Annotated in this window: 15 protein-coding genes and 1 pseudogene; 6 read left to right on the top strand and 10 right to left on the bottom strand. The window is 68.8% G+C overall.

From position 1 onward, the window contains the following. Together B0W80_RS08510 and B0W80_RS08505 are read right to left on the bottom strand one after the other, a co-directional pair. Nucleotides 1–309, bottom strand: a 309-nt coding sequence (locus B0W80_RS08510; protein WP_143684531.1) for a hypothetical protein, incomplete at its 3' end; no start/stop codon positions are given. 162 nt (nucleotides 310–471) lie between these two features. Continuing rightward, nucleotides 472–1,341 carry an IclR family transcriptional regulator gene (locus B0W80_RS08505; RefSeq protein WP_076998689.1) on the bottom strand — a complete coding sequence of 290 codons (870 nt, stop codon included), beginning with the start codon at nucleotides 1,339–1,341 and terminating at the stop codon, nucleotides 472–474. Nucleotides 1,342–1,518: 177 nt separating this feature from the next. On the opposite strand from B0W80_RS08505, the gene B0W80_RS08500 reads away from it, so the two are divergent. Genes B0W80_RS08500 through B0W80_RS08480 form a run of 5 tightly spaced genes read left to right on the top strand, consistent with a single transcriptional unit; the run spans nucleotide 1,519 to nucleotide 6,906 of the window. Continuing rightward, on the top strand, nucleotides 1,519–2,508 hold the full coding sequence (locus tag B0W80_RS08500; protein ID WP_179106860.1) for a tripartite tricarboxylate transporter substrate binding protein: 990 nt from the start codon (nucleotides 1,519–1,521) through the stop codon (nucleotides 2,506–2,508). A gap of 10 nt (nucleotides 2,509–2,518) precedes the next feature. After that, complete coding sequence (locus tag B0W80_RS08495; protein WP_076998688.1) at nucleotides 2,519–3,394, top strand: amidohydrolase family protein; 876 nt, start codon at nucleotides 2,519–2,521, stop codon at nucleotides 3,392–3,394. Beyond that, nucleotides 3,391–4,860 carry a class I adenylate-forming enzyme family protein gene (locus tag B0W80_RS08490; protein WP_076998687.1) on the top strand — a complete coding sequence of 490 codons (1,470 nt, stop codon included), beginning with the start codon at nucleotides 3,391–3,393 and terminating at the stop codon, nucleotides 4,858–4,860. The genes B0W80_RS08495 and B0W80_RS08490 overlap by 4 nt, the downstream gene beginning before the upstream one ends. A gap of 22 nt (nucleotides 4,861–4,882) precedes the next feature. After that, nucleotides 4,883–6,028 carry an acyl-CoA dehydrogenase family protein gene (locus B0W80_RS08485; RefSeq protein ID WP_083745259.1) on the top strand — a complete coding sequence of 382 codons (1,146 nt, stop codon included), beginning with the start codon at nucleotides 4,883–4,885 and terminating at the stop codon, nucleotides 6,026–6,028. A gap of 26 nt (nucleotides 6,029–6,054) precedes the next feature. Next, a complete protein-coding gene (locus tag B0W80_RS08480) occupies nucleotides 6,055–6,906 on the top strand; it encodes an alpha/beta fold hydrolase (RefSeq protein ID WP_076998686.1) in 852 nt (283 codons plus the stop codon). Here the strand turns inward: B0W80_RS08480 and B0W80_RS08475 are convergent. Next, a complete protein-coding gene (locus tag B0W80_RS08475) occupies nucleotides 6,898–8,067 on the bottom strand; it encodes a serine hydrolase (RefSeq protein WP_076998685.1) in 1,170 nt (389 codons plus the stop codon). The genes B0W80_RS08480 and B0W80_RS08475 overlap by 9 nt on opposite strands. Continuing rightward, nucleotides 8,064–8,969 carry a hypothetical protein gene (locus B0W80_RS08470; RefSeq protein WP_076998684.1) on the bottom strand — a complete coding sequence of 302 codons (906 nt, stop codon included), beginning with the start codon at nucleotides 8,967–8,969 and terminating at the stop codon, nucleotides 8,064–8,066. The genes B0W80_RS08475 and B0W80_RS08470 overlap by 4 nt, the downstream gene beginning before the upstream one ends. 210 nt (nucleotides 8,970–9,179) lie before the next feature. Between B0W80_RS08470 and B0W80_RS08465 the strand changes: the two genes are divergently transcribed. Next, on the top strand, nucleotides 9,180–10,760 hold the full coding sequence (locus B0W80_RS08465; RefSeq protein WP_076998683.1) for a serine hydrolase: 1,581 nt from the start codon (nucleotides 9,180–9,182) through the stop codon (nucleotides 10,758–10,760). A 22-nt stretch (nucleotides 10,761–10,782) separates the two neighbouring features. On the opposite strand, the gene B0W80_RS08460 is transcribed toward B0W80_RS08465, so the two are convergent. From B0W80_RS08460 to B0W80_RS08435, 6 genes and pseudogenes are all read right to left on the bottom strand, one after another. Then, on the bottom strand, nucleotides 10,783–11,781 hold the full coding sequence (locus B0W80_RS08460; protein WP_076998682.1) for a D-2-hydroxyacid dehydrogenase: 999 nt from the start codon (nucleotides 11,779–11,781) through the stop codon (nucleotides 10,783–10,785). A 7-nt stretch (nucleotides 11,782–11,788) separates the two neighbouring features. Next, nucleotides 11,789–12,776 (bottom strand): annotated as a pseudogene (locus B0W80_RS08455) (Bug family tripartite tricarboxylate transporter substrate binding protein). Between the two features lie 87 nt (nucleotides 12,777–12,863). Further along, entirely contained in the window at nucleotides 12,864–13,670 is an 807-nt protein-coding gene (locus B0W80_RS08450) for a class II aldolase/adducin family protein (RefSeq protein ID WP_076998681.1), read from the bottom strand. Between the two features lie 30 nt (nucleotides 13,671–13,700). After that, nucleotides 13,701–14,909 carry a tricarballylate utilization 4Fe-4S protein TcuB gene (gene tcuB / locus B0W80_RS08445; protein ID WP_076998680.1) on the bottom strand — a complete coding sequence of 403 codons (1,209 nt, stop codon included), beginning with the start codon at nucleotides 14,907–14,909 and terminating at the stop codon, nucleotides 13,701–13,703. Next, nucleotides 14,893–16,332 carry an FAD-dependent tricarballylate dehydrogenase TcuA gene (gene tcuA, locus B0W80_RS08440; protein WP_076998679.1) on the bottom strand — a complete coding sequence of 480 codons (1,440 nt, stop codon included), beginning with the start codon at nucleotides 16,330–16,332 and terminating at the stop codon, nucleotides 14,893–14,895. Before tcuA ends, tcuB begins: the two co-directional genes overlap by 17 nt. A gap of 136 nt (nucleotides 16,333–16,468) precedes the next feature. Further along, the gene (locus B0W80_RS08435; RefSeq protein WP_076998678.1) at nucleotides 16,469–17,407 is read right to left on the bottom strand and encodes a LysR family transcriptional regulator; all 939 of its coding nucleotides are present in this window, start codon (nucleotides 17,405–17,407) and stop codon (nucleotides 16,469–16,471) included. Nucleotides 17,408–17,487 lie beyond the last annotated feature (80 nt).

Genomic DNA, 17,487 nt, shown 5'->3' with positions numbered 1-17,487 from the left:
AAGGCCGCCGTTGTTGGCGCCGGAGTCGGAATACGCAAGGTAGGCCTCCATGTCCTGCCACCACTTGCACATGGCGTCCACGCCGGCGAAGACCGACTCGTAGCTGGAGCAGTCCATCGGCATCGAGTAGTTGCTGAAGCCGCACCGCCTGGATTCGGATTCGGTGACAGGGCCGATCTCGGCGTGGGCTGGCAGGACGGCCAGCCATTGGGAAAGCAGGACGCTGATCAGCAGCGCAGCGTGAGCAATGCGCCTGCAAACCGACGCCGTATCGGCGAGAAGTCTGGTGACGATGAAAGAGGCGCGCACGCGCAATCGCCGGCCGAATGCGGCAACGAATGAGTCCATGATTCCTCCCCGCCGCGATCGATCAGTCGGGGTTGTTGTTCTTGATGGGCGCGGATGATAGCCGCAGTTTCTTCACCAAATCACCGCCACCGCCCGAACGCGACCATCACTCAGATTTGCACATCAACCGATGTCCCCACCCTGCCCCAGCATCGGCGCGATCCGCTCCGCCAGCACCCGCATCGCAGGCGCCACCTGAGTCTTCAGCTTCTCCGTCGTCAACGACGACTTCGCCCCGCCGCAGGTCAACGACATCACACGCCGCCGGTCCGGCGCGATGACGGGCACGCCGATCGCGTTGACGTCCCGGTGCGATTTAGCGAAGTTGCAGACGAAGCCGTGCTTCGCGTACTCCTCGAGCGCCTGCTCGACGTTGCGCGACACCTGCGGCCAGCCGGTGCCGTAGTGCTTGCGCATCTCCTTCAGCACGGGTGCGCGCGCCTCGGGCGACTGCGCTGCCAGCCAGGCCCAGCCGAGCGATGAATCACCGATCTCCAGTGCCGAACCGACGTGCATGTTGAGACGCAGAATGCTCGGCGCCTCGATGCGCTGCAGCACCACCATGCCCATGCCGTAGCGCTCGGCCAGCGACACCGAGATGCCGAACTCGTCGGCGACCTGGCGCATCAGCGGCAATGCGACGTGCGCGATGCCCGTGTGCGTGATGGCGGCGTGGCCCAGCATCAGCACGCCGGCGCCCACGCGCAGGCGGTCGGGCGTGTGGCCCGGCACCAGGTAGCCCAGCTGCGACAACGTCTTGCACAGGCGCCACACGGTCGGTTGCGGCAGACCGGTGAGGCGCGCGATCTCGCTGGTGCCGAGGTCGAGGCGCTCGGCCGTGAAGCAGCGCAGCACGTCGAGCCCGCGGGCGAGCGCGGTGACGAAGGTCGGGTCCTTGGACTCCGTCGAGTCCTTGGCGTCCTTTGCATCCGTTGCATCTTTCGAAGCCCTGGACGCACTGCCGGTGCGGGCGGGGAGGGTCTTGCTCTTCATCTTGCCTCTGTCTTCTCACGGTGCAACGCCCGCGGATCAGGGCTTGACCCACGGCACGGTGCACCGCACAATCAATTCACAGAGCGATTTGTTTATTCGCTAGATGAATAGACTGAATCGTACAGCAAGCTTGCGCGGCCGGGAACTCCCTGCCGCCTTTTGAACGAAAGCGACAACGTGTCATTGCTGAAACTCGCTTCGCGCCCACCGTTCACGTGGGCCATCGCCGGCGTGCTGCTCGCCGCAGGTGCCGGCACCGCCATCGCCGCGGACGACTACCCCAACCGGCCCGTCACCATCGTCAACCCCTGGGCCGCCGGCGGCCCGTCTGACGCGATCATTCGCCCCGTCGCGCAGCAGTTGGGCGCGCGGCTCGGCCAGTCCTTCGTGATCGACAACAAGTCCGGCGCCAACGGCACGATAGGCGCCACCTTCGTCGCGCGCGCCAAGCCCGACGGCTACACGCTCTTCTACTCGCACCTCAACCCGATCGCGATCGCGCCCTCGCTGCCGCCCAAGCCGCCCTACGACCCGGTCAAGGACTTCATGCCGATCTCGCTGATCGCTTCCGGCCCCGCGGTGCTGGTGGTGCGCGGCGACTTTCCGGCGAAGACGCTGGCCGAACTCACCGCTTATGCCAAGGCCAATCCGGGCAAGGTGTCGTACGGCTCGGTGGGCATCGGCAGCAACACGCACCTGGCCGGCTCGATGCTCGCGCAGGCGGCCAACGTCGACATGATCCACGTGCCCTATCGCGGCTCGGCAGCGATTCAGACCGACATCCTGGGCGGGCAGATCACCTCGGCCTTCGTCAATCTGAGCGGCGCGCTGGGCCTCATCCAAGAGGGCAAGCTGCGGCCGCTGGCCGTGAGCACGCGCAAGCGCTCGAGCGTGCTGCCACAGGTGCCGGCCGTGGCCGAGACCCTGCCGGGCTTCGAGGTGAACGGCTGGTACGGCCTGATGGCACCGGCCAACACGCCGCCCGAGATCATCAAGAAGCTCAATCACGAAGTGACCGAGATCCTCAAGCAGCCTGACGTGATCGCGCGCCTGAAGGAAGGCGGCATGGAGCCCGAGCCGACTACGCCCGAGGCCTACGCCGCCATGATCAAGGCCGAGCTTCCGCGCTGGGCCGCGGCCGTAAAGGCCGCCAACATCAAAGAGTGACAAGGAAGACATGAGCCACGACATCCAGGCGATCGATGCGGTCGTCAACATCTGGACGCCCGAGGTCCGCGCGATCCGCCCCGATCGCGATGCCTTCTACGGCGGCAAGATGAAGGTGAGCGACCAGACGCTGCAGGGCCTCACGCACGAAGACATGCTGCGCCGCATGGACGCCGCGGGCATCGAACGCTCTTTCCTGATCGCCGCGAAGAACGGCCCGCGCCAGCACCGGGCGAGTTACCACATCCCCTACGAAATGGTGGCCGAGGCGGTCAACCGGCACCCCGACCGCTTCCACGGCCTGGCCGGGCTCGACCCGACCGAAGGCATGGACGGCGTGCGCCTGCTCGAAAAAGGCGTGAAGGAATACGGCTTCATCGGCGCGCATTTCTACCCGCATTGGTTCGAGCTGGCGCCTGACCATGCGCGCTGGTATCCGTTCTACGCCAAGTGCGTGGAGCTCGACGTGCCGGTGCAACTGCAGGTGGGCCAGTCGATGCTGTACGACCCCAACCACCGCCTGCGCAGCGTGGGCCGGCCGATCGCGCTCGACGCGGTGGCCTGCGACTTCCCCGAGCTCAAGCTGATCGGCATCCACGTCGGCATTCCATGGACCGACGAGATGATCGCCATGGCCTGGAAGCATCCCAACGTGTACATCGGCACCGACGCCCACAGCCCCAAGTACTGGCCTGCGGCCTTCGTGAACTACATCAACACGTTCGGCCAGGACAAGGTGATCTTCGGCACCGACTTCCCGGTGCTCGACTTCGAACGCACGCGCGCCGAGATCGAGGCGCTGGGCCTGCGCCCCGAGCCCAAGCGCAAGCTGCTGCGCGACAACGTGCTGCGCATCTACGGCCTGGCGCCGGACGGCTCGAAGTGAGCGCGCGTGTCGCCAACATCGCCGACCAGATCGCGCTGCACGGCCGTCAGCGGCCGACGCAACCGGCGCTGGTTCACGGCGAGCGCGTGCTGGACTTCCGCACGTTCGACGCAGAGATCACGCTTCGCGCCGGCTGGCTGCAGCGTCAGGGCCTGAAGGCCGGCGCGGTGGTCGGCATCGCGCTGCTCGATTCGATCGAGCACGTGCTGATGCTCTACGCCGTGGCGCGCGCGGGCGGTGTGCTGCTGCCGGTGGACTGCCGTTGGAAGACTTTCGAGAAGCTGCGCGTGGCCGAGCACTTCGGTGCGGCGCTGGTGATGGTGGAGCCCGGCGCGGACTTCGACGGCGTTCGCTGCATCCAGATCGATGGCCGATGGCTCGACGAAGTGCAACGCGCCGAGCCGACGCTGCCCTTTCCCGACGGCGACCGAGGCCTGGTGATGTCGCTGTCCTCCGGCACCACCGGCCGGCCCAAGGGCCCGATGCTGTCGCACCAGCGATTGATCAGCCGCTTCTACACACAGTGGGCCGATTTGGGCTTCGGCAGCCGCGAGCGCTACGTGAACGCGACGCCGCTCTACTTCGGCGGTGGACGAACCTTCACGCTCTCGACCCTCTACGCCGGCGGCACGGTGGTGCTCTGCCCACCGCCCTACACGCCGGAAGAACTGGCCGCCGAGATCGGCCGCACCAACGGCAGCCTGCTTTTCCTGGTGCCGACGCTGCTGCGCCGCCTGCTGGCCTGTGATGCGGCCACGCTGGCGCCGCTGCAAGGGCTCAAGTCGCTGATCTCCTCGGGCTCGGCGCTCACGCGCGAGGAGCGCCAGCAGATCCGCGACACCGTCTGTCCCAACTTCGTCGAGTACTACGCCTCGACCGAAGGCGGCGGCGTCTCGGTGCTGACGCCGGAAGATCAACGGCACCACGGCGATTCGGTCGGGCGTCCGGCCTTCGGCGTCGAAGTGTCGGTGGTGGACGACGCACACCAGCCGGTGCCCGCAGGCACGACGGGCCGCATCCGCTACCGCAGCGCATCGGTCGCCGAAGGCTTCCACGGCGACCCCGAAGCGAGTGCGGAGGCCTTTCACGACGGCTGGTTCTACCCCGGCGACCTGGGTGCGCTCGACGAGGACGGCTACCTGTTCCTCAAGGGCCGCTCGAAGGACATGATCATTCGCGGCGGCATCAACATCTATCCGCAGGAGGTCGAAGCCACGCTCGCGGCTCACCCGGCGGTGCTCGAAGCGGCCGTGGTCGGCTGGCCCTCGCGCGAGTTCAACGAAGAGGTGGCCGCCTTCGTACTGCGCAAGGGCAGCGTCGAGGCCGCCGAACTGGTCGCGGTGTGCCGCGAGGCGCTGGCGCCGTACAAGGTGCCGCGCGAGATCTTCTTCGTCGACGAGCTGCCGCGCACCTCGCTGGGCAAGGTCGTGAAAGCAGAGCTGGCCGCACGGCTCGATCCGCTGTAGCCCCCTTCGCCCTGCAACCCAGATGATCGACTTCGAAATCCCCGAGGAAGACCGCGCGCTGCTCGACGCCATCGACCGCATGATGGCGCGCGAGTTCCCGCCCGAGGCCTACCGCCAGGCCGACCTCGCGCACCAGACACCCTGGCACCTGCTGCCGCGCATGGGCGAGCTGGGCCTGCTGGCACTGCCCTTTCCCGAAGCGGTGGGCGGGCTCGGCAAGGACTGGCGCAGCGCGGCGCTGGTCAACGAACGGCTGGCCTATCACGCCGGCATCGCGGCGACGCTGTTCGGCACCACGGTGTCCTTCGGCGGCATGTCCCTGCTCAACTACGGCTCCGGAGAACAGAAGCGCACGCTCTTGCCGCGGCTCATGGAAGGCCGCGCGCGCTTCGCGTTGGCGCTGACCGAATCGGCCGCCGGCACCGACGCCGGTGCGATCACCACCCATGCACGGCGCACCGAAAGCGGCTGGCGCATCCAGGGCCGCAAGACCTGGATCAGCAATGCCGACGCAGCCGACTACCTGGTCGTCGCCTGCCGCACCGAAGCGGGCAGCCAGGGTTCGAAGGGCGTGACCATGCTGCTGGTGCCGCGCGGCACGCCCGGCATCACGATGACGGGGCTCGACAAGGTCGGGCACCACTGCATGCCCTCCTACGACATCGGCTTCGACGAGGTCGAGGTCGGCGACGACGCCGTGATGGGCGAAGTGGGCCAGGGCTTCCGGCACGCGATGTCCACGCTGCACTACAGCCGCGCCGGCCAGGCCGCCAACGCGGTGGGCCAGGCTCAGCGCGCCGTCGACCTGGCCGTGGCCCATGCGAAGGAGCGCCGGCAGTTCGGCCAGGCCATCAGCTCTTTCCAGGCCGTGCAGCACAAGTTGGCCGACATGCAGGTTCGCGTGAACCAGGCGCGACTGGCGCTGTACCACCTGGCGTGGCTCATCGCCACGGGCCGACCCTGCCGACTCGAAGCGGCGCAGGCCAAGCTGGTGGCGACCGAGGCCTTCCAGTTCGTCACGCGCAGCGGCATGCAGGTGATGGCCAGTGCCGGCTATGCGATGGAAAGCGACATGCAGCGCATGTGGCGCGATGCCGGGCTCTACACCTTCGGCGAGGGCAGCAGCGAGCTGCAGCGCAACCTGATCGCGCGGGAGATGGGGCTGTGAGGAATAAGCCTGTGAAGGATGCAACAGTGAAGGTACGCCGCGGCTTCGTCGAGGTGGACGAAGGCCAGGTGCACTACCGCGAGGCCGGTACGCCCGCGCCAGGCGAAGCGCCGCTGGTGCTGCTGCACGCGTCGCCCGGGTCGTCGAAGACGCTGGAGCCGTTGTTGCGCGTGCTCGGCCGAACGCGGCACGTGCTCGCGCCCGATACGCTGGGCAACGGCGACTCGGCCGCACCGGCCGACGCGCCGCTCGACGTGCCCTACTTCGCCGAGGCCCACCGCCGCGCGCTCGACGCCCTGGGCATCGAACGCTTCGACCTGTACGGCACGCACACCGGCGCCAATATCGCCTGCGAGCTCGCCATTCGCCACCCGGCGCGCGTGCGCTCGCTGATCCTCGACGGCATCGGCCTCTACGACGAAGAGGAGCAGTCCGAGCTGCTGTCGTGCTACCTGCCGCGCGTGAGCATCGATCACGACGGCCGCCAGCTGCACCAGGTCTGGAGCTTCGTGCGAGACGCCTACCTGTTCTGGCCGTGGTACCGCAAGGACGCCGCGCACCGCCGCCCTGGCGGGCTGCCCGATGCGGACACGCTGCACGACAAGGTGGTCGAGGTGTTGAAGGCCGCGCGCACCTTCCACATGCCCTATCGCGCGGCGCTGGCCTATGACAAGAAGGCGCGCCTGCCGCTGGTGCGGGTGCCGACGCTCGTCGCCTGCGCTGCCGACGACATGCTGTTCGAGTACCTCGAAGGCGTGCTTGCGCTGATGCCGAACGCAGAGCGGGCGACGCACCGCGGAATCGGCTCGGTGGAGGCGGCCCACGAGACGGCGGCAGCGTTCGAACGTTTCCTGGCAGGCACGGTGGCCTCAGCCTGATTCGACCACCGCCGCCAGCGCCTCGAACAACTCCTGCGCCAGATTCAAATCACGCCGCGCACCTTCCGGCGTCGCGCTCACCATCACCGAGATCGTCGCGTCACGCGACGCCAGATACATGGTCGCGATCTGGAACCCCACGCCGCTGCCGGTGTGGCCCCACCAGTTGCCGATCTGCCCGATCCCCAAACCGTAGCGGTCGTACTCGGGGCCGTTGGTGACGGTTCGTGCGCGTGCCTTGCGAATATCCTGGAGCGGCGTCGCGAGCAGCGTGCCGCGGCCCAAAGCATCGCCCCATGCGAGCAGATCTGTCAGCGTCGAAGCGATGGCGCCGGAGCCCGCGAGCGAGGTCGGGCTGATCAGGGGCTGGTCGTCGGCGACGCCGGTGGCGACGTCGACGCCGTACGGTGTGGGCGTCGGCGGCGGCAATGTGGCCGACGATGGATAGAGCGTGCCGCCCAACCCGAGCGGCTTGAAGATGCGCGCGGCCAGCGCGTCACCCAGCGGCTGGCCGGTCACGGCCTCGATCACCATGCCGAGCAAGACCGTGTTCGTATTGCTGTACTGGTACTGCTCGCCGGGAAGGAACGGCGGCTTCACGGCGAAGGAGAAGGCCACGAGTTCCTGCGGCGTCCACACGTGCAGCGTGTCGGCGATGAAGATCTCGAAGAAGCCCGGCTGCATCGAGTAGTCCGCGAGCCCGCTCTGGTTGCCCGCCAGGTCGGCCAGGCCGATCAGGTTGCCATTGGGCACGCCGGCGATGTAGCGCCCGACCTTGTCGTCGAGCCCGAGCTGGCCAGACTGCACGAGCTGCAGGAACAGCGTCACGGTGAAGGACTTGGTAACGCTGCGCACGGGGAAGCTGCTGTTCAACGACATGGGCGTGGCGCGCGCGACGTCGGCCAGCCCAAAGGCCCGCATCCACGGCGCCTCGCCGGCCACGCGCACGCCTGCGAGGACGCCCGGTGGGTGATAGGTGGCGAACACGTCGTCGACCGCCTTGGCGTAGCCGGTTTCGCGCGAAGCCTGCGTGGCGGGCACGACGAATGCGCCCGAATGGTCCGAGCCGCCTCCGCCGCACGAGGCGAGCCAGGGTGCGAGCGCCGCGGCGCCGGCCCTGCGGCACAGGTCGCGACGCGACAACGCTTCGCGCCTCATCATGTCACCCCCGGCATGGCGTAGCGGCTGAAGCGCTTGTCGATGAACAGCGAAAACGGAAGCGCGAGCTTGTCCGCGCCGGCCGTCGTCAGGTGGATCTCGTTGATCCAATCTCCGCTGGGGCCCGTGGCATCGGGGTCGGCCGGGTCGAGGTGGATCGCGGCGGAGTCGAAGACGTGGAAGCTCGGCAACCGGTACGGGCTCGGCGCGTCGGTGTCCAGGCCCAGCAGAAAGGCGCGCAGCTTGCCGAACACGATATCGGCCACGCCGCGGTGCAGTTCGCGCGGCACCGCATAGGCCTGCAAGGCCGGGTAGAGCCAGCCTTGCGGCGCCAGCGCCACGCCGGCAGGCCGCGGCACCGGCGCGGAATAGGTGTGGATGAAGATCGGTCGCCCACGGCTATTGCCACCATCGCACCAATCCACCAGCGAGGCGAACCACCACAGCAGATAGCCGGCCAGCGCGTTGAAGCCGTCTACGCTGACGTAGTCGTAGGCGTCGGTGGAATGCGCCACCTCGTCGGCCGTGCGCAGGATGCGTTGCGCGAGCGGTCGCAGTCGGCCCGTGGCCGGATCGACGGGCGTGATGCCGACCACGTCGATCAGGTCGTTGCCCGACGCCGAGATCAGGATGCCCGCCCACCATCGCTCCTGCAGCAGCCCCTTGAAGCGGGGGTTGCGGGTGAACATGCGGCCCGCGATGTCGCCCGGCTCCGCGCAGTTGATGGCCGCGGCATTCGACGGGAACTGCAGGCGAGGCAACAGGCTATGGTTGTCGAGTTGCTCGGAGGTCAGCGAGAACCACGAGTCGCCCTCGGCCAGCAACTGCCAGTTGTAGTCGGAGAGTGGAAACGGATGGTCGGTATCCAGGTAGTGCCCCACGGGCGCCACGATCAGATTGGGCATCGATGACCTCGTGCGCCGTGTCGGCTGCCGCGAAAAATAGCAGGATCGCGCCGCCGGCTGAATAGGCCATTCGGCAGGTGCAGCCGGCATCTTCGCGAACCGGCCGGCTGCCCGATTGCGCATGGAGGGGGCGAGGAGTACAAGCGGCCCACGCCCGTGATGCCTGCGCCCTGCAGGCGCGCGCGCCGCGGAGATCGACATGGAATCGGCATGAACACGACATGGAAGCAAGGGCGGCGCACCGTCGTGGTCGGCGGTGGCCTCGCGGCATGCGGACTCCTGGGACTCTCAAGCTGTGGCGGCGGAGGCAGCACGCGCGGCGCTGGGCTGGCCACATCCGCCGACGAGGCGAAGATCCAGAATGCCTTGGCCCAGCTCGATGGCCTGGTGGCCACGCTCATGAAGGACACGGGCGTGCCCGGCATGGCGGTCGCCGTGGTGCGCGGCGACCGCGCGGTGCATGCCAAAGGCTACGGCACGCGAGTGGCCGGCACGAATGCGCCGGTCGATGCCGACACGGTGTTCCAACTGGCGTCGGTGTCGAAATCGATCGGCGCGACGGTCGTCGCGCGGCAGGTCGGCATGGGCATCGTCGGCTGGGACACGGCTGTGCGTCAACTGCTGCCGTGGTTCGAGCTGTCCGACCCGGCCGTGAATCCGCGGCTCACCATCGGCGACCTGTACGCGCACCGCTCCGGCCTGCCGGACCACGCGGGCGATCGCCTGGAGGACATGGGCTTCGACCAGCGGCAGGTGCTGGAGCGCCTGCGCCATCTGCCGCTCGATGCCTTTCGCGGGTCATACCACTACACCAACTTCGGCCTGACCGCGGCGGGCGTGGCCGTGGCGTCGGCCTCGGGCACCGATTGGGCGACGTTGTCCGAGCAGGCCATCTACGCACCGCTGGGCATGAGCCGCACGAGTTCGCGCTTCACGGACTTCGAAGCCAGGAGCAACCGCGTGGTCGGGCACGTCAAGAGCGGCAGTGCCTACGTGCCGGGGCCTGTGCGCATGCCCGACGCGCAGGCGCCGGCCGCGAGCGTCAGCTCGTCGGTGAACGACGTGGCGCGCTGGCTGTCGATGATGCTGGGCCAGGGCATGTTCCAGGGCCGGCGCATCGTCGACGCGGCCGCCTTGCAGCCTGCGGTGTCGCCCCAGGCGCAGACCTCGCCGGCCAGCGGCGAGCGGCCCGCGGGCCACTACGGCTACGGCTTCAACGTGGGCACCAGCACGGCCGGGCTGCCCTCGTTCAGCCATTCCGGCGCCTTCCTGCTGGGCGCGGGCACCGCCTTCATGGTCGTCCCCGCAACGGGCATCGGCATCGTGGCGCTGACGAACGCAACGCCGGTGGGCGTGCCGGAAATCCTGGGCCAGCAGTTCTTCGACCTGGTGCAATTCGGCGCGGTGCAACGCGACTGGACGCAGATCTTCGGGCCGCCGTTCGCGGCGATGTCCGCACCCGAGGGCTCGCTGGTCGGCGCGGCGCGCCCCGCGCAGCCTGCGCCGCCGCGCGACCTGTCGGCGTACGTCGGCAGCTACCGCAACGCATACCACGGCCCGCTGCAGGTGGTGCGGCAAGCGAGCGACCCATCGAGCGCGCTGGCGTTGCTGCTGGGACCGGCGCCGCTACGCCTGCCCTTGACACACTGGGACGGCGATACATTCACCTTCGCGCTCTCCAACGAAAACGCCGCGCCGGGCACCGTGTCGAAGGCGAGCTTCGCGGGCGACCGCGTGACGCTGGAGTACTACGACCACGAGAAGCAAGGCACCTTCGTGCGCGAGGCGTGAAGGCGCGGCACGAGCCCTTGCTTCAACCGTGCGCGTCGCGCCGCGGCACCTGCAGATGCAATGGCCGGCCGGCCTGCCAGGCGTCGAGGTTGTCGAGGAACATGCGCGCCACGCGCGCCGCGTTGCCGTCTGAAAAGCCCGCGCTGTGCGGCGTCGCGATGACGTTGGGCATGGCCCACAGCGGCGAATCGGCAGCCAGCGGCTCGTGCGCGAACACGTCGAGAAACGCGCCGGCGAGGCACCCTGACTGCAGCGCTGCGATCAATGCGGGCTCGTCGACGCACTCGCCGCGCGCCACGTTGACGAACCGGGCGCCGGGCGGCAGCAGGGCCAGCGCCCGTGCATCGACGAGCTGTCGCGTCCGGTCGCTCAACGGGCAGGCGAGCAGCAGCCAGTCTGCGCGCGGCAGAACCGTGGCCAGCGCTTCGAAGGCGACGGTCTCGATGCCCGGGCCCGCGGGCGCGGCACTGCTGCGCACCACCACGAGCTTCAATCCCAGCGCACCGAGCATCGCGCCGAGCTGCTGTCCAATCGGCCCCCAGCCGACGACGATGGCCGTCTGCCCGGCCAGGTCGCGCGGCTGTTCGCCACCGATCAGCGGCGCCCAGCGGCGCTCGCGCTGCGCGGCCATGAGTTGCGGAAAACCCCGGGCCAGTGCGAGCAGCCCGGCCAGCGCCGTCTGCGCCACGATGGCGGCGTTGGCACCCGAGGACGTGCTGAGCGCCACGCCACGGCGCAGCAGCTCGACGAACACCGGCCGGTCGGCGCCTGCGGAATGCACGTGGACCCAGTGCAGACTGGGCGCGCCCAGCAGCGCGTCGTAGAAGCGCTGCGTGTCGGGCAGCACCGTGTGCTTGGTCGACAGGCCCGTGACGTCGCGCGAGACGAAAGCGACATCGGCATCCACCCCGGGGCCGGCCTCGACGAACACGTGGGCACGGCCACCCAGCACCCCGGCGATGGCCGCCCCAAGCTGCCCGCGCGCACGCGTCGACAGCAGGATGCGCAACGGCGCGCTCACTGCAGCGTCACTCCGGCGTCGCGCCCGAGTCGCGCACGATCACTTTCCACTTCTCGTACTCCTTCTGCGTGAATTGGGCGAACTGCGCGGGCGTGCCGCCGACGGGGTCGGCACCCTCTCGCACCATCTGCTCCTCGAGCGAGGGCAGGATCTCGTTGACGTTCTTGTTGAGCGCCGCGATGACGGATTCCGGCGTGCCCTTGGGTGCGAAGAAGCCGAACCAGGAGCCGGCCGAAAAGCCCGGGGAAGCCCTTCTCGGCCACCGTGGGCACGCCCGGCAACGAGCGCGAGGGGCCGAGGCTCGACACCGCGAGCGCACGCAGCTTGCCGGCGCGGATGTGCTGGATCACGGACGGGATGGTCGCGAACATGAACTGCAGGCGCCCGGCCAGCAGGTCGTTGAGCGCATTGGCGCCCTTGTAGGGCACGTGCAGCGTGTCGGCGCCGATGCGCTGGCTCAGCATGTAGCTCGAGAGGTGCGACGAGGTGCCGACGCCTGTAGAGCCGTAGCTGAGCTTGCCGGGGTTCTTCTTGGCATGGTCGATGAACTCCTCGAAGGTCTTGACCGGCACCGAGGGATTCACGACCAGCACGTTGGGCACGTCGGCGATCTGTACGACGGGCACCAGGTCCTTCAGCGGATCGTAGGAAAGGTTCTTGTACAGCGTCTGGTTCACGGCCATGGGCCCGACCGAGTTGACGATCAGCGTGTAGCCGTCGGGTGCCGCGCGCACCACGCTCTCGGTGCCGATGTTGCCGCCGCCGCCAGGCTTGTTGTCGATGACGAAGGGCTGCCTGAGGCGCTCCGACAGTTGCTGCGTGACTGCGCGCGCCAGGATGTCGGTGGTGCCGCCGGCGGTGAAGGCGACCACCACGCGCACCGGCTTGGATGGATAGGCCTGCGCCTGTGCTTGCGCCAGTGCCGGCATGGCGGCGCCGCAGGCCGCAGCGGCCGCGGCGCACAGCAGGCGGCGCCGGTCCGGCTGCGTGGGCATGGAAAGGTCTTGCTGGAACGTCGTCATCGCGTTGTCTCCTTGTTCTGCTCGGGTTTCGTGTCGGATGCCGGGTGGGTGGCGCAGGCCTCAGTCGCGGTAGCTCGCATCCAGGCGATCGAGCTTTCGCAGCAGTGCCGGCCACTCCATCAGCCCGTAAGGCCTGCGGGTGCCCGGCTGGTAGTTGTTCCAGGTCTCTTCGAGCACCGGCTGCGGCACCGGGCGCAGCGGGCTGTTGCACGACATGGCGCCGATCTGCGCACGGCAGGCCAGTTCGAGCCGGTGCATCCAGTTGAAGGCCTCGCCGACACTGCGGCCGACCACCAGCGCGCCGTGGTTGCGCAGCATCAGCGCCTCGCCCTGGCCCAGGTCGGCGATCAGCGAGGCCTGCTCTTCGGTGTCGAGCACCACGCCCTGGTACTCGTGGTAGCCGATCTTCAGGAAGCGCATCGCGGTCTGCGTCAGCGGCAGCAGGCCGCAGTCGAGCGACGACACCGCCATCGAGGCCCAGCTGTGCGTATGGATCACGCAGTCCACGTCGGGCCGCGCCTCGTGCACGGCACTGTGGATCACGTAACCGGCCTTGTTGACGCCGTAGTTCAAGGCGCCGAAGTCCGGCTTGGAGAGGATGGCGCCCGAATGGTCGACCTTGATCAGGCTCGAGGCGGTGATCTCCTCGTACATCATCCCGTAGGCGTTGATGAGGAAGGCGCCCTGCTCGTCCGGCACGCGCGAGGTGATGTGGTTGGCCATCATGTCGGCCATGCCGTAGTGCTCGATCAGCCGGTAGCAGGCCGCCAGGTCGACGCGCGCCTGCCACTCGGCATCGGAGCAGCGGCCTTTCATCGAGGGAATGTGGAGCTTGCCGTCAGGGGTGCCGGTGGTGGGCGTGGCCATGGGGAGGGTCTTTCTCGTCTTCGGATGGATTCAGTCGGCGCCGAGCTGCAGGCGATTCGGCAGCCGCTTCTCGATGGCGAACTTGAGCAGCGCCGCCGACCGGAAGACGCCGTGCGCGAACTTGCCGTAGGGCAAGGTGATGAACAGCGCCATCACCACGCCCAGGTGCACCGCCAGCAGCAGCGCCATGAAGCCCGTGTCGCGCCAGGCCAGCAGTGCGAGGCCTGTGAGGCTGGTCAGCAGCAGCAGGGCGATGAAGCCGCGGTCCATCGGCCGCTGCGCCGGGTCGCCGTGGGCCGGGTCGCGCCGCAGGCCCAGCCACAGCAGCCCGACCGGCCCGATCACGAGGCCGATGCCGCCGGCCGTGCCCAGCAGCACCGGCAGGCTGGTGAGCGCATAAGGCGCATGCAGCCCCAGCAGGTAGTGGTAGAGCGTCGCGACACTGGTGGACGCGAAGCACAGCATGAAGCCGTAGAACGTGAAGTGGTGGAAGCGCCGACGCCAGAGCGAGAAGCGGTCGTCCTCGTTGTTGCAGCCCTCGCCGTGGCCGCCGTCGAGGTACTTCAGCCGCAGCACGTCGCGCGTGGCCTCGGCCGCGGCACCGGTGGCGGGGCCGCCCTCGCGCACCGGTGCCAGCTCGCGCCAGAACCGGCGCACGCCCATGGCCAGGGCGACGACGACGAACAGGAACACGGCGCCGAACACGCTGGCCAGCAGGTTGTGCGGAAAGATCGCGTAGAAGTTGCCGGCCAGCGGCGCGTGCAGCAGCGATCCCGACAGCGCGACGGCCAGCACCAGGAACAGCGCGAGCCCGGCCGCCAGCGCGAGCGCAACGGTGAGCCCCGCCCGGCGGTACAGCGCGCCCATCGCGCGGGGCCATGCGTAGTCGTGATAGGTCTGCATGCGCACCTGCGCCATGGCCTTGGGCACGTTGACGGCGAACTCGTGCGGCGGCGCGTACTGGCAAGCATGCAGGCAGGCCCCGCAGTTGTGGCACAGGTTGGCGAGGTAGTGCGTCTCGGCCTTGCCGAATTCGAGACGGCGCGTCATCGCTGGGAATACGGCGCAGAAGCCTTCGCAGTAGCGGCAGGCATTGCAGATCTGCAGGATGCGCGCGACCTCTTCCTCACTGGCCGTGAGCGGCAGCGCAGGCCGGATGGGGATGACGCGCGCCTGGGCGGCACCGAGGCCGTCGGCATCGGCCCGCGCGCGCGCCACGATGTCAGTGAGCTGCTGCAAGGGTGGTCTCCGTGATCGGCGGCTGTCGATGAGTCGATGCACTGCGCGCCGCCTGCGTGCCCGCGATGCGGCCGAAGGCGGTGCCGATGCTCATGCCCACGCCTGCGGTGTAGCCCTTGCCCAGCACGTTGCCGGCCATCATTTCGCCAGCCACGAACAGGTTGGGACTCGGCCGGCGGCCGAAGCGAACCGCGGCGCTTTCGTCGACCTGAAGGCCCAGGTAGGTGAAGGTGATGCCAGGGCGCAGCGGATAGGCGTAGAAAGGCGCGGTGTCGAGCGGCTGCGCCCAGTGCGTCTTGGCCGGCGCCAGTCCTTCGGTGCGGCAGTCGTCGAGCGTGGTGTGGTCGAAGCGGCCGACGCGGCAGGCCGCGTTGTAGTCGCCGATGGTCTGCATGAACACCGCCTCGTCGAGCCCGATCCGGCGCGCCAGTTCCTGCAGCGTGTCGGCCTGCGTGCCGGGAAACACCGGCGGCATGAATCGGCCCACGGCCTTGCGGTCGATCACCGACCAGGCGATCTGTCCCGGCTGCATGGCGACCAGCCGGCCCCAGATGGCGTAGCGCTTGGGCCAGAAATCTTCGCCCTCGTCGTAGAAGCGCCGCGCCTCGCGATTGACCACCACGCCGAGCGACACGCAGTCGATGCGCGTGCAGATGCCGCCGTCGTAGAGCGGCGCGCGCGCGTCGATGGCCACGCAGTGCGACTGCGACGGGTCGCCGACCGTGTCGGCCCCGGCATCGATCAGGTGCCTGAGCAGCACCCCGGTGTTGAAGCGGGTGCCGCGGATCAGAAAGTTGTCTGCGGGCCATTCGCCACGCTCGTTCCGGCCCCAGGCTTCCCGCAGCCATTCGCGGTTGGACTCGAAGCCGCCCGCGGCCAGAACGCAGCTCCTGGCTTCGATGCGCTCGCCGGCCCCGGTGCGTGCCGCCACGAAGCGCTCGCCGTCGAGTTCGATCGATACCACCGGCGTCTCGTAGCGAATCGCCACACCCAGCCGGGCGGCGCTGCGGTAGTAGGCATTGACCAGTGCCTTGCCGCCGCCCATGAAGAAGGCGTTGGTGCGGGCCACGTGCAGCGCGCCCGACAGCGGCGGCTGGAAGTGCACGCCGTGGCTGCGCATCCAGTCGCGGCAGTTCGACGAGGCGCGGATCACGAGGCGCGCGAGCTTCTCGTCGGTGAGGCCGCCGGTCACCTTCAGCAGGTCCTGCCAGTATTCCTCTTCCGGATAGGCGTCGACCAGCACGTCCTGCGGCGCGTCGTGCATGCAGCGCAGGTTGCGCACGTGCTGCGAGTTGCCGCCGCGCCAGGCCTTCGGCGAGGCCTCCAGCATCAGCACGGAAGCCCCGGCTTCGCGCGCCATGAGCGCGGCGCACAGCGCGGCATTGCCGCCGCCGATCACCAGGACGTCAGGGGATTCATGCACTGCGTTCTCTTCTCTTGTCTTGTCTCATCGAGGGTGCAGGCACTGTAGGCGGCGCTACGCCGCGTGCCCAGGCACAGTGCCGCATGGCCCCTTCACGAATCGTGAAGGCTTCGGTCGAGTCGTTCGCAGTAGGTGCTCAGGCGGCCAGCACGGCGCCGGGCCAGATGCCCGCCTGCACCAGCGCTTTCGCCGTGTCCGCCAGCACGATGCGCGCGGCAAGCGCGGCCGGCGAGAGCTCGTCGTCCGACAGGCTGCACACGGCGTTGCGCCGCAGGGCCTCCCGGTCAGCCAGTGGCGCCATGTGGAAGCGCTCGGCCGCATCGCTCCAGCGGCCGACCGCCGCACCCGGCTGCACGGTGGCGCCGAAGCCGGCGTCCACCGTGTCCATGAGCATGGCAAGCGAATCGATTTCGGCCACCAGATGCGGCTGGATACCTTCGCGCACGAACGCGGCATCGATGACGCTGCGCAGGCCGTGCGTGCCGGTGGGCAGGATCAGCGGCAGCTTGGCCAGGCGTGCGGTGCTGATGCTGCGGGTGCTCGCCGCCGCGCTGGCCGACATGTGACGGCGCGCGCGAATCACGAGCAGCTTTTCTTCGAGCAGCGGCATCACGCTCCAGCGCCTCGAGCCCGCGGCGCTGAACAGGATGGCCAGGTCGAGCTGGCGCGCATTGAGCATGGTGCCCAGGTGCCCCGACAGGCTTTCGACCATGTGCAGGCGCACGTCGGGGTAGCGCTCGCGCATCGCGCGCATGAAGGGCATGGCCAGCACCGCCGCGGTGGTCGGCGCCAGGCCGACGCTGACGGTGCCTGTGAGCCGGGCCTGCTTGGCCACGCGCGCGGCCTGGTCGGCATGCCGCAAAGTCAGCTGTGCCTCGCGGAAGAAGGCCAGGCCGGCCTCGGTCGGCACCGCGCCCTTGGCGGTGCGCTGCAGCAGGCGCGTGGAAAGCTCGCTCTCCAGCCGGCTGATCTGCTGGCTCAGCGCGGACTGCACCAGCTCCAGTTCGACGGCCGCACGGCCCATGCTGCCGAGTTCGACAGTGCGGACGAAGTAGAGGAGCTGGCGCAGTTCCATGGCAAGCGAGGGCGGGCGGTGACGGAATCTAACAGGGCCTTCCTACGCCCATTCAGGGTTTGTTCTCGGACTCCCGCTCG

It is taken from the genome of Variovorax sp. KK3, from assembly GCF_001984055.1.
GTDB lineage: Bacteria > Pseudomonadota > Gammaproteobacteria > Burkholderiales > Burkholderiaceae_C > Variovorax.
The sequence above is the reverse complement of the archived record's forward strand: the minus strand, read 5'-3'. Positions and strand labels throughout refer to the sequence as shown.